Source organism: Devosia sp. (genome assembly GCF_030689745.1).
Lineage (GTDB): Bacteria > Pseudomonadota > Alphaproteobacteria > Rhizobiales > Devosiaceae > Devosia > Devosia alba.
In genome coordinates this window covers 22,573-34,809 of the sequence record NZ_JAUYGL010000214.1, presented here as the reverse complement: position 1 = coordinate 34,809, position 12,237 = coordinate 22,573, and the positions used below count along the sequence as shown (strand labels likewise).

General features: G+C 63.1%; 11 protein-coding genes and 1 pseudogene. 6 read left to right on the top strand and 6 right to left on the bottom strand.

Annotated elements, in window-relative coordinates; all coding sequences use genetic code 11:
- The 6 genes and pseudogenes from Q8O80_RS18820 to Q8O80_RS18795 form a co-directional block, all read left to right on the top strand.
- Positions 1-279 (top strand): annotated as a pseudogene (locus Q8O80_RS18820) (MFS transporter); the annotation flags it as partial.
- 70 nt (positions 280-349) lie between these two features.
- On the top strand, positions 350-832 hold the full coding sequence (locus Q8O80_RS18815; RefSeq protein ID WP_305582132.1) for a TspO/MBR family protein: 483 nt from the start codon (positions 350-352) through the stop codon (positions 830-832).
- A gap of 85 nt (positions 833-917) precedes the next feature.
- The gene (gene guaA / locus Q8O80_RS18810) at positions 918-2,489 is read left to right on the top strand and encodes a glutamine-hydrolyzing GMP synthase (protein WP_305582130.1); all 1,572 of its coding nucleotides are present in this window, start codon (positions 918-920) and stop codon (positions 2,487-2,489) included.
- Between the two features lie 93 nt (positions 2,490-2,582).
- Positions 2,583-3,425, top strand: a complete 843-nt coding sequence (locus Q8O80_RS18805; protein ID WP_305582128.1) for a tetratricopeptide repeat protein — start codon at positions 2,583-2,585, stop codon at positions 3,423-3,425.
- Positions 3,426-3,461: 36 nt separating this feature from the next.
- The gene (gene der, locus Q8O80_RS18800) at positions 3,462-4,913 is read left to right on the top strand and encodes a ribosome biogenesis GTPase Der (RefSeq protein WP_305582126.1); all 1,452 of its coding nucleotides are present in this window, start codon (positions 3,462-3,464) and stop codon (positions 4,911-4,913) included.
- A 184-nt stretch (positions 4,914-5,097) separates the two neighbouring features.
- Positions 5,098-6,363, top strand: coding sequence for a hemolysin family protein (locus Q8O80_RS18795; protein ID WP_305582138.1), 1,266 nt, complete (start codon positions 5,098-5,100; stop codon positions 6,361-6,363).
- Here the strand turns inward: Q8O80_RS18795 and Q8O80_RS18790 are convergent.
- The 6 genes from Q8O80_RS18790 to Q8O80_RS18765 form a co-directional block, all read right to left on the bottom strand.
- The gene (locus Q8O80_RS18790) at positions 6,360-6,962 is read right to left on the bottom strand and encodes a GNAT family N-acetyltransferase (RefSeq protein WP_305582124.1); all 603 of its coding nucleotides are present in this window, start codon (positions 6,960-6,962) and stop codon (positions 6,360-6,362) included. The genes Q8O80_RS18795 and Q8O80_RS18790 overlap by 4 nt on opposite strands.
- A 9-nt stretch (positions 6,963-6,971) precedes the next feature.
- On the bottom strand, positions 6,972-7,721 hold the full coding sequence (locus Q8O80_RS18785) for an SDR family NAD(P)-dependent oxidoreductase (RefSeq protein ID WP_305582122.1): 750 nt from the start codon (positions 7,719-7,721) through the stop codon (positions 6,972-6,974).
- Positions 7,721-9,223 carry an amidophosphoribosyltransferase gene (gene purF / locus Q8O80_RS18780; RefSeq protein WP_371136238.1) on the bottom strand — a complete coding sequence of 501 codons (1,503 nt, stop codon included), beginning with the start codon at positions 9,221-9,223 and terminating at the stop codon, positions 7,721-7,723. Before purF ends, Q8O80_RS18785 begins: the two co-directional genes overlap by 1 nt.
- A gap of 166 nt (positions 9,224-9,389) precedes the next feature.
- Positions 9,390-9,998 (bottom strand): CvpA family protein, encoded by a 609-nt coding sequence (locus Q8O80_RS18775; protein WP_305582118.1) that lies wholly within the window; start codon positions 9,996-9,998, stop codon positions 9,390-9,392.
- Positions 9,999-10,129: 131 nt separating this feature from the next.
- Positions 10,130-11,530 carry a DNA repair protein RadA gene (radA, locus tag Q8O80_RS18770; protein ID WP_305582116.1) on the bottom strand — a complete coding sequence of 467 codons (1,401 nt, stop codon included), beginning with the start codon at positions 11,528-11,530 and terminating at the stop codon, positions 10,130-10,132.
- Positions 11,531-11,693: 163 nt separating this feature from the next.
- Positions 11,694-12,230 (bottom strand): DUF1697 domain-containing protein, encoded by a 537-nt coding sequence (locus Q8O80_RS18765; RefSeq protein WP_305582114.1) that lies wholly within the window; start codon positions 12,228-12,230, stop codon positions 11,694-11,696.
- Between the last annotated feature and the right edge of the window lie 7 nt (positions 12,231-12,237).

Sequence of the window (12,237 nt, the reverse complement as noted above, 5' to 3'; positions counted from 1 at the left end):
GCCGCCATCCTGGCGGACGCCCGGCGCTTCCTCAAGCCCGATGGCACGCTGATCTACATCACCTGCTCCATCCTGCCCGAAGAAAATGACGACCAGGTCACCGCCTTCCTCGCCGCCAATCCCGAATTTGCCTCGCTCGATCCGCAGTCGCTCTGGCAATCTGCCTTCGGCACCGGGGCGCCCGCGGGTGTCGCCACTGCCGGCGCCGGCATTGCGCTGACCCCCCGCCTGACCGGCACCGATGGCTTTTATCTCAACGCCCTGCGCCGGACACCTTGATCGCCCCGGTGAACCAATCGGCGCCCCGGCGCGTTACCGGTTGAGCTGTACGTTTGCGGAGCCGCACGCCATGACCACCACCACCATTGACTACCGCTCCGCCCGCAGTTGGCTGACCTTGGCAGTCTTCCTGGTCGTGGTGATTGGCGTCGGTGGCTTCATCGGTTCCCAGTCCACCCCGGGCACCTGGTTCGAAAACCTTGCCAAGCCGCCGTTCAATCCCCCCAGCTGGGTCTTTGCCCCGGTCTGGACCACCCTTTACGTCATGATCGCCATTGCCGGCTGGCGCATCTGGATGGCGCGGCCCAACAGCCCGGCAATGGGCCTGTGGGTCGCCCAGATGCTGGCCAACTGGCTCTGGTCCCCCGTCTGGTTCACTGCCCACCTGCTCTGGGGCGCCTTTGCCATTATCATCGTCATGCTCGGCCTGATCATCGGGTTTATCCTCGTGGCGCGAAAAACCGATACAATCGCCGCATGGCTTTTCGTCCCCTATCTGGCATGGGTGTCTTTTGCGACCTTGCTCAATTTTTCCATCGCCATTCTCAACTAGTGCGGCTGGCTTTTTCGTGCGCGCGCAACTGTGCTCTGCACGCTGCCATCTTGCGGAATCTCGCCAGCACGGCTAAGGGCTCGCCATGCAAAGCCCAGACACCGCCGACCACCCGCAATCGATCCTGATCGTCGACTTCGGATCGCAAGTCACCCAGTTGATCGCGCGCCGTATTCGCGAGACGGGGGTGTATTGCGAAATCCATCCTTTCCAGAGCGCCGGCGCCGCCATGGCCGCCCTGCAGCCTAGCGGTGTGGTGCTCTCGGGTGGGCCTGCCTCAACCCTTGATGAAAACGCCCCGACCATCGATCCGGCCATTCTGAATGCCGGTGTCCCCATCCTGGGCATCTGCTATGGCCAACAGGCCCTGTGCATGGCGCTGGGCGGCAAGGTCGAAGCCGGCCATCATCGCGAATTCGGTCGTGCCGAAGTCAAGGTTGAAAAGGCCTCGGCCCTGACTGACGGCGTCTGGGATCTGGGCAGCGAGCATCAGGTCTGGATGAGCCATGGCGACCGCGTCGTGGCCTTGCCCGAGGGCTTTGAAGTCGTCGGCACCTCCGCAAACGCCCCCTTCGCCATGATCGCCGACGAAGCCCGTCGCATCTGGGCCGTGCAGTTCCACCCCGAAGTGGTGCACACCCCCGATGGGGCCAGGCTCTATGCCAATTTCGTGCACCAGATCTGCGGCATCGCCTCGAGCTGGACCATGGCAGCCTATCGCGCCAGGATGATCGAGAAGATCCGTGAGCAGGTCGGCACCGGCAAGGTCATTTGCGGCCTCTCGGGCGGCGTCGATTCCTCGGTGGCTGCCGTGCTGATCCACGAGGCCATTGGCGACCAGCTCACCTGCATCTATGTCGACCACGGTCTGATGCGCCTCAATGAGAGCGAACAGGTCGTCACCATGTTCCGCGACGAGTACAATATCCCGCTCGTCCACGTCGATGTTTCCAAGGTCTTCCTGCGCGAGCTCGATGGCGTCTCCGACCCCGAGACCAAGCGCAAGATCATTGGCCGGCTGTTCATCGAGACCTTCGAGGAAGAAGCCAAAAAACTCGGCGGCGCCGAGTTCCTTGCCCAGGGCACGCTCTATCCCGACGTTATCGAATCCGTCTCGTTCACCGGCGGTCCTTCGGTCACCATCAAGAGCCACCACAATGTGGGCGGTCTGCCCGAGCGCATGAACATGCAGCTCGTCGAGCCGCTGCGCGAGCTGTTCAAGGACGAAGTCCGCGTGCTGGGCCGTGAACTGGGCCTGCCCGAGAGCTTCATTGGCCGCCACCCATTCCCCGGTCCGGGTCTGGCCATTCGCTGCCCCGGCGGCATCACGCCCGAAAAGCTCGACATCCTGCGTCAGGCTGACGCCATCTATCTCGATGAAATCCGCAAGTCCGGCCAGTACGACAAGATCTGGCAGGCCTTTGCCGTGCTGCTGCCGGTCCAGACCGTCGGCGTCATGGGCGATGGCCGCACCTATGAGTTCGTCTGCGCCCTGCGCGCCGTGACCTCGGTCGATGGCATGACGGCCGATTTCTACCAGTTCGACATGAACTTCCTCGGCAAGACCGCCACCCGCATCATCAACGAGGTTCGCGGCATCAACCGCGTCGTTTATGACGTGACCAGCAAGCCGCCCGGCACCATTGAGTGGGAATAATCCCCGGCGCCTCAACCCGCGCTAGTATCGCACCAAAGCCTGCTGCAATGGCCGCGCCGGGCGCATTTGCATTCGCCCGGCAAAGTGCTAAACGTGCGCTCCAATCCAAACCCGACCATTAGGCAGACCATGGCCGAAGACAATATTTTCCGCGAAGTCGATGAGGAGCTGCGCAGCGATCGTATGCGCGCGCTTTGGCGTCGTTTTGCGCCTTATGTGATTGGTGCTGCCGTCGCCGTTGTGGCCCTTGTTGCCGTCAATGAAGGCTGGTCCTGGTATCACGCCAGCAAGGCGGCCGTATCGTCCGACGAGTTGTATGCGGCCTTCGAACTGGCCGATGGCGGTGATCTGGCTGCGGCCCAGGCCCAGCTTGATAGCGTCATTGCCGATGGCAGTGGCAACTACCCCACACTGGCCGAGTTCCGCAAAGCCGGCCTTCTGGCCAGGGACGGCAAGATTGACGAGGCCGTCGCCGCTTACGACTCCCTGGCCAACAGCCAGTCCAATCAGCGCCTGCGTGAGCTGGCCCTGGTGCTGGGCGGCACGCTGATGGTCGACCACGGCAATCTGGCTGATGTCGAAGCGCGCGTCGGCAGTGTTGCCACCGATACCAGTCCGCTGCGCAATGCGGCGTACGAAGCGCTGGGCCTGGCCCAGTACAAGGCTGGCGATTTCACCGCGGCCCAGACCAGTTTCGAGGCGGTGATCAATGATCCGCTGACCCAGTCGACCACCCGCAACCGCATGGGCTATTATCTGGCGCAGTTGCAGGCCGAGGGCGTTGTTGCACCGACCGCTGATGCGGACGCTGCGGCGAGCGCCATTGATGCCATCGTCAGCAGCGATGCACCGTCTGCTGACGCAGCGGCCACCACACAAACACCGGCGGCCGATGCATCGGCTGTCACCACCGAGACTGCGCCAGCCGCTCAATAGCGGTCGCCGTCTCCCGCCTGATCGGAACGCATATCCATGACCGTCACCGTCGCCATTGTCGGTCGTCCCAATGTTGGTAAGTCCACGCTCTTCAACCGTCTTGTCGGGCGCAAGATTGCGCTGGTCGATGACACCCCCGGTGTCACCCGCGACCGCCGCGAGGCCGAAGGCCGCATCGCCGATCTGACCTTCCGCATCCTCGATACGGCGGGCTATGAGGATGTCAAGGATGGCAGCCTCGAAGACCGCATGCGCCAGCAGACCGAGCTGGCCATTCGCGAAGCCGACGTCATCCTGTTCATGATCGACGCCCGCGCCGGCGTCATGCCGCTCGATCAGCGCTTTGCCCAGGTGCTGCGCAAGGCCGGCAAGCATGTCCATCTGATTGGCAACAAGGCCGAAAGCGGTGCCTCCGAGGCTGGCCTGGTGGAAGCCTACAAGCTTGGCTTCGGCGAGCCCATCGCGCTGTCCGCCGAACACGGCCTGGGTCTGTCCGAACTCTATTCCATCGTCTCTGCCGCCATCGACAAGGCCGCCGCCGAGCGTGGCGCGCAGGACCAGGCCATTGTTGACCTGATGCCGGCCGTCGATGTCGACATTACCGAGGACATGCTCGAAGGCGAGGGTGACGAAGCCACGCTGCGCTGGAATCCCAACCGCTATCTCAACGTTGCCATTGTCGGGCGCCCCAATGCCGGCAAGTCGACCCTGATCAATCGCATGGTCGGCGAAGAGCGCGTGCTGGTTGGTCCCGAGGCCGGCATTACCCGCGATTCCATCCTGGTGCCGTGGGAATGGGAAGGGCGCGTCATCAATCTGGTCGATACCGCCGGTATCCGCCGCCGCTCCCGCGTGACCGAGAAGCTGGAAAAGCTCGCCGTCGGCGATAGTCTGCGCTCCATCCAGTATGCCGAAGTTGTCGTGCTCATGCTCGACGCCACCGTACCGTTCGAAAAGCAGGATCTGGCGCTGGCCGACCTGGTTGAACGCGAAGGCCGGGCGCTGGTCATCGCCGTCAACAAATGGGATCTGATCGAGGACAAGAACGCCGCACTGGCCCACCTCAAGGAGGCCTGCGAGCGGCTGTTGCCGCAGATGCGCGGTGTTCCCCTGGTGACCCTGTCTGGCCTTACCGGCAAGAACATCGACAAGCTGATGGCCGCCATCTTCAAGATCGAGCGCACCTGGAATACCCACATTTCCACTGCCCGCCTCAATCGCTGGCTGCAGGGCATGGTCGATGGACATCCGCCACCGGCCGTCTCGGGTCGCCGCCTCAAGCTGCGCTATATGACGCAGGCCAAGACAAGGCCACCCAGCTTCATCCTGTTTGCCTCACGCCCCGACGTGCTGCCCACCTCCTACCAGCGCTATCTGGTCAATGGCATGCGCGAGGCCTTCGATATCAAGGGCTCGCCCATTCGCCTGTGGGTGCGTGCCGGCAGCAATAATCCCTATGACGACAAGACCAAGCGCCGTCTGGGTTAGTCGCGCCTCAACGGGGCCCCCGGCGGGCCCCGTTCCGGTTCACCGGTCGTGCCGTGGTTGTCCGCAACATATTCACAGACCCCATGGTACAAAGCCCTGATTTACCCCTATATTGCGCGCGCTGAAGCGACCCGCTGCTGAGTGTGCGGTCGCATTTTATGAAGTCACCTTGTTCTTAGAAATATTGATCGTCGTCGTCCTGACCATCGTCAATGGCCTGCTGGCCATGTCGGAGCTTGCGGTGGTTTCCGCCCGTCCCGCCCGCCTGCGCAACATGGCAGATCAGGGCAATAAGGGCGCCGCAATTGCCATCGTCCTGGCCGAGGACCCGGGCAAGTTCCTGTCCTCGGTGCAGATCGGTATTACCCTGGTGGGCATCCTGTCGGGCGCCTTTTCCGGCGCGACGCTCGGCCTGCGCCTCACCGAGTGGCTCAAAACCGTCGGCGTCGCCGGCAGTCTCGCCGACATTCTCGGCGTCGGTGTTGTCGTGCTGATCATCACCTATATCTCGCTGATCCTGGGTGAACTGGTGCCCAAGCAGATCGCCCTGCGCGATGCCGAAGGCGTCGCTGCCCGTGTCGCCCCGGCCATGAAGCTCTTGGCTGCCGTCGGCTCACCAGTGGTCTGGCTGCTCGACATTTCGGGCAAGGCCGTGCTGGCCCTGCTCGGCCAGGCCGGGGAGTCAGACGAAAAGGTGACCGAAGAAGAGGTCAAGACCATCATCGCTGAAGCCACCACCGCCGGCGTCATCGAAAGCGACGAACACTCGATGATCTCGGGCGTCATGCGTTTGGCCGACCGTTCGGCCCGTGGCCTGATGACGCCGCGCCTCGATGTTGATGTGCTCGATCTCTCTGATCAGAGCGAGGAAATCCGCAAGACGATCCTCAGCACCAATCGCTCCCGCCTGTTGGTGCAGGACGGGGATGCCGATTCCATTATCGGCGTTGTCGCCATCAAGGACATTATCGGCGTCTTCGCCAATGGCCTGCCGCTCGAACTGCGCCGCTTCGTGCAGCCGGTGCCTGTCGTGATGGACCATGCCGATGCGCTCGACGTGGTGCGCGCCATTCGCAATTCCACCGTCCACATGGCCCTGGTGGTCGACGAATACGGCCACTTCGAAGGCATTGTCACCTCGGCGGACATTCTCGAAGTCATCACCGGCGTGTTCCAGGAAGAGACCGGCGATGATCCGGCGATCGTCAGACGCGAGGACGGCTCCTGGCTGGTCGCCGGCTGGATGCCGGTCGACGAGTTCAGCGACAAGCTCAAGATCGCCATTCCGCGCGACGCCAAGTTCGAGACGGTGGCGGGCTATGTGCTGTCGATCATCAATCGTCTGCCGGCAGTCGGCGAGACCTTTGAACATGACGGCTTCAGGATTGAGGTGCTCGATCTCGATGGACGCCGGATTGACAAGATCCTGATGACGCCGCTGGCCGATTAGTCGGTCAGCGCCATGCCCATCCACACCGTGCTGCCAATGGTCTGCAGTGGAGCAAAGCCGCTGCGCCGCCAAAAGCCAACGCCGCCGCTATTGCTGACACTGGCCCCCAGGTGAATGCCTGCCACGCCAGCCGCCCGCGCCTTGTCCACCCAGCGTTCCAGCAGCGCTGTACCCACGCCCTGACCGCGCAGCCTGCTGCGCAGGTTCATGTGGATATGGGCCGGATAGCGGGCAACAATTGCTGGCGGATTGCTCCTCGGCGTCCGAATGTCGGCGATCCGCTGCCTGTCTCTCTGCGTGAGCGCCGTTGACGGCTTGGCGTAGCGCTGTCGCAGCGCCGGCCACCATTCGCGCTCCAGGCGCTCGGCAAAGCCATTGCTGTCATATGTGCCCACAATATAGCCGGCAACACCAAGCGCGTCCTCGGCCACCAGCACCAGATCGGGCTGCAGCACCGCATAGGGCGCCGCGTAGAGGTGTCCGATCAGCTCTGGATCGCTGTATTGTGCCGATGCGTCCTGACCTGCCGCGCCGGTCGTCAGGCAGATATCGTACAGTGCTGGCAGATCGTCCGGCCGGTAGCTGCGGATCGTTGCCATGGCGGGCGCCTAGAGGTCGCTGATGGTGCCGGTGCTGGCATCATACAGCTTGCCGCTGTCCTTGAAGGCCGGGCTGACCATGTCGACCAGCTTGGGCGCAATTTCGGCGGGCGTTGGCAAAGACGCCGGATCTTCCCCAGGCATTGCCTTGGCCCGCATCGCCGTCCGCACCGCGCCGGGATAGAACACGTTCACCTTGACCTTGGACTGCTCGATTTCGGCAGCATAGGACTTGACCATGGCATCTACCGCCGCCTTGCTGGCGGCATACAGCCCCCAGAACGGCCGCGCCGACTTGGCCGAAGACGACGACACAAACACCGCGCGCCCGGCCTCGGCCTGGCGCAGCAACAGATCGGTCGATCGCAACAGCCGGTAATTGGCCGTCACATTGACCGCTATCACCTTGTCGAAATCCTCCGGCTTCACATGGGGCAGGGGACTGAGCACACCAAGCTGCCCGGCATTGGCGATCAATCCGTCCAGGGCACCCCAGCGCTCAAAGATCGCCGCGCCCAGCCGGTCAATGGCGTCACCATCGCGCAGGTCCAGCGGCACCAGCGTCGCTGACGATCCAAGGTCCTGGATTTCGTCATCGAGCTCCTCAAGTCCGCCAACCGTACGGGCCACCGCCACCACATGGGCTCCGCGCCGCGCCGCCTCAAGCGCCGCCGCATAACCGATGCCGCGCGAAGCGCCCGTCACGAGAATGACCTTGCCGACCAGATCCTGGCCGGTTTGATCCGCAGATACAGCCATTAACCGGCCTCTTTCAGCAGAGAAACATGTTTGGGGTCGTTCTTGCCGCGGCCGTCCAGATCGGTCAGCTGCGTCGGATACTCGCCGGTGAAATAATGGTCGGTGAATTGTGGTGCCTGCGCGTTGCGCTTCTCGCCACCGACGGCTTCGTACAGGCCATCAATCGACAGGAATGCCAGCGAGTCCGCGCCGATGAACTTGCACATCGATTCCAGGCTGTCGTGCTGATTGGCCAGCAGCTTGTCCGGATCCGGCGTGTCGATGCCATAATAATCCGAATAGGCGATCATCGGGCTGGCTACGCGGATATGCACTTCCGTGGCGCCCGCATCGCGGATCATCTGGACGATCTTGATCGAGGTTGTGCCGCGCACGATCGAATCGTCGATCAGCACCACGCGCTTGCCGGCGATCTCGGCCCGGTTGGCAGAGTGCTTGAGCTTGACCCCAAAGGCCCGGATCGACTGGGTCGGTTCGATGAAGGTGCGGCCCACATAATGGTTGCGGATAATGCCCAGCTCGTACGGGATGCCACTGGCCTGCGCAAAGCCGATGGCAGCAGGTGTCCCGCCATCGGGCACTGGCACTACCACATCGGCCTCGACCGGGGCCTCCTTGGCCAGGTTGATTCCCATGCGCTTGCGGGCGCCATAGACACTGCGACCCGAAACCATCGAGTCAGGCCGGGCGAAATAGACATATTCGAACAGGCATGGACGCTCGGGCTGCTTGCGCGCCTGCTTGCGTGCTTCAATGCTGATCGACCCATCGGGCTGGACTTCGCAGATCACGACCTCGCCGTTCTCGACGTCGCGGATATATTTGGCCCCGATCATGTCGAGCGCGCAGGTTTCCGAGCAGAAGATCGGCTTGCCGTCGAGTTCGCCCATCACCAGCGGTCGAATGCCAATCGGGTCACGCGCCGCGATCAGCTTGGTTCGGGTCATCGCCAGCATGGCGTAGCCGCCTTCCATCTGGCGGATGGCGTCGATGAACCGGTCGGTGCTCGAACTGTGCCGCGAGCGCGCCACCAGATGCAGCACCACTTCGGTGTCCGAAGTCGACTGGCAGATGGCGCCGGTGGCAATGATCTGCCGGCGCAGCGTCAATCCGTTGGTGAAATTGCCATTGTGAGCAATGGCAATGCCGCCGTCACCCAGTTCGGCAAACAGCGGCTGCACATTGCGCAATGCCACTTCGCCGGTAGTCGAATAGCGCGTGTGGCCCATTGCCATCGCGCCGGGCAGCTTGGCCAGCAGCACGGGGTCGGTATAATGGTCGCCCACCAGCCCCATGCGCTTTTCGGCGTAGAACTGGCGCCCGTCAAAACTGACAATGCCAGCCGCTTCTTGCCCGCGATGCTGCAGGGCGTGCAGCCCCAGTGCGGTCAGGGCGGCCGCATCACTGTGCCCCAAAATGCCGAACACGCCGCACTCTTCGTGCAGCGTGTCGCCATCAATATCAAGCCGGTCATCGTTCGGATGGTTCAACGGGCTCTCCATGCCAATGCTGCCTCAATCGCGGCTGCCGCGGGTCGTGCCTTGCGGGCGGACCAGAGCTGGAATGAGATCTCCACGCTATAGTCCCATTTTCGGGTCCCGACCATTGCGGTGCAAGGTGGTCAGGGTTGTGGCGAGCGCGCTGCCCTCACCACAGAGTGATCAAGCGTCAGTTCACGGCGGCTGGTGGCACTGTGCCGTCTTCGATGGCGTCGGTGCCCTCTTCAATCGGAACGACCGGGCCGCCCGTGTTCTCATCGGTCAGGCCGGTGCCGCCCTTGAGAATTTGCGTTACCTGCTGCTCCAGTTCGGCCGGCAGCATGGAGATCAGCGTGTTGCCCATCGACTGCAGGGGCTGCAAGGTCTGTGCGTTTGCGGCCCAGGGCGGCAGCGCGTTGGGCAGCAGCCAGGTGCCGAAAATGGTGATGACGATGGCAATCAGAATGCCGCGCAACACGCCGAACACGAAGCCCAGCGTGCGATCAATCGGGCCGACACGGCTATCGACCACGAAATCGGCGATGCGCATGGTCAGCAGGTGCAGCACAATCAGCGCAATGATGAATGTGACCACCACTGTGGCGATATCGGCAACCAGCGGCTCGGCAATGTAGCCGCGCGCAATTTCGGGATGATACTGCCACATATAGATGGCGATCGCGGCCGAGCCGGCCCATGTCGCCAGTGACAGAACTTCGCGGGTCAATCCGCGTGCGGTTGCCAGGATTGCTGAAATCAGCACCAGCACACCTACACCAACGTCAAACGCTGTCAGCATCTTTGTTCGCCAAGCTCCTGTAGCCGCCCCCGGCTGTGTTGGGTCCCGTTTAGCGACTTTGTACGCGGCTGCCAAGGGTTGCCGCCGTCATCGCGGTCAATCCGCCGACAATCCATGGTGCTGTCGCCCGCTTACCACTCGTCGCGATCCGGTTCGCGCGGTTTGCCATTGGCCGCAATGCGCCCCACCAACTCCTGCAAGGTGCTGTATTCAGAGACCTCCAGCCCGCTGGTGCGGTCCGCATTGGTCAGCCGTCCGGTCGACACCGCCTTGAATCCCAGCTTCTGGGCCTCGCGCAGCCGCAGCGAGCCATGCACCACCGGCCGCACCCCGCCTGCCAGTGAAATCTCGCCAAAATACACCGAGTCTGACGGGAGTGGCGAACTGGTCAGCGACGAGATCAGCGCTGCGGCCACGGCCAGATCGGCCGCCGGCTCGTTGATCTTCAGCCCGCCCGCCACATTGAGATAGATGTCATTGGCACCAATCCGAACCCCGCACCGGGTTTCGAGCACCGCCACCACCATCGACAGTCGGGCGGCATCCCAACCCACCACTGCCCGCCGCGGCGTGCCCAGCGGGGAGGGGGCCACCAACGCCTGGATCTCGATGAGAATGGGCCGTGTGCCCTCCATCCCGGCAAACACCGCCGAGCCTGCCGCGCCCTCGTCCCGTTGATCGAGAAACAGGGCCGACGGGTTGGCGACCTCTTCAAGCCCCAGTTCGGTCATGGCAAACACGCCAATTTCGTCGGTGGCGCCATAGCGATTCTTCACGCCACGCAAAATCCGGAAGGTGTGGCTGGTATCGCCCTCAAAATACAGCACGGCGTCGACCATGTGCTCGACCACCCGTGGCCCGGCAATCTGGCCGTCCTTGGTGACATGGCCGACCAGAACCACCGCAGCGCCGCTCTTCTTGGCAAACCGCGTCAGGGCCTGTGCCGAAGTGCGCACTTGCGTCACCGTGCCGGGGGCGCTGTCTACCCGGTCGGTCCAAAGTGTCTGGATCGAATCGATAATGACCAGATCGGGGGCAGGGCCGTTTTCCAGCGTCGCCAGAATGATCTCGACATTGGTCTCGGCTGCCAACAGCACCGGGGCCTCGCCCAGTCCCAGTCGCTGCGCCCGCAACCGCACCTGGGCCACTGCTTCTTCGCCCGAGACATAGACCACGCGGCGGCCCAGATTGGCCAGGGCCGCTGCCGCTTGCAGCAATAGCGTCGATTTGCCAATGCCGGGATCACCGCCCACCAGCAGCGCCGACCCCATCACAAACCCGCCCCCGGTCACACGATCCAGTTCGGCAATGCCGCTGACCACGCGCGCCGCACTTTCCGTCTCGCCCGACAGCGGCACCAGATTGGTTGGACGGCTGCCCGCCTTGGCCGATTTCGGGCCGGCGCCAACACCCGAATCGGTCATTTCCTCGACAATGGTGTTCCACTCGCCGCACGCGTCGCAGCGCCCTTGCCAGCGGGTGGTGGTTGCGCCACAGGACTGGCATACGAACGAGGATCGGGATTTGGCCAAGGCTGGGTCTCTACATTACGAATGGAAAAGCCTAGCCGATCCACTCTATGCGAACAAGAACAAAAGAGGAACTAACTTGCTCTATCTTCTCACAGCCACCGGCCGCCACTTCCCCTGTGATGAGGGAGGCCGGCAGGGGGCCGGGAGTCCCGATGTTCGGTCGCTACTTCCGCCCGGTCGCCCGCTGCGCAAGCCCGCGAACCGTATTCCAGTTGCGTGCCGTCACCGTTCCCGAGCGCTTCTCGATTAGCCCCGGCAGGCGCGGGCTCAGCGCCCCGCGCCCGGCATAATCCACCAGCAGATGCGTCCCCTCGACATGGATGCGCTCCGGCCCGTCATAGTTCTCCAGCCAGGAAAAATCCGGCCGTACCCCGGCAAAGAAATAGACGGCCAGTTCGCTGGGCCGATCCTCCGCTGCGCCCGGGAAGGGATTGGCCTTGATAAGCTTGTTCAGTTGCGCCGCCTTGCGCACCACCGCCACATTGCCCGGCCCCAGCCCGAGATCGCGGACCACCGCATTCATGTCCCTGGTGACCTCGGTCATTGCCTTGTCGCTGCCCACGACCATGTTGCCGGTCGCCACATAGGTCTGCGGATCGCCATAACCAGCTGTTGCCACGGCATCCCGCCACTGCGCCATCGACATGATCTTGTGGGTAATCGGCCCGATCGCCCGCAGCAGGATGATGAAGGTGGTCATGCGCCCC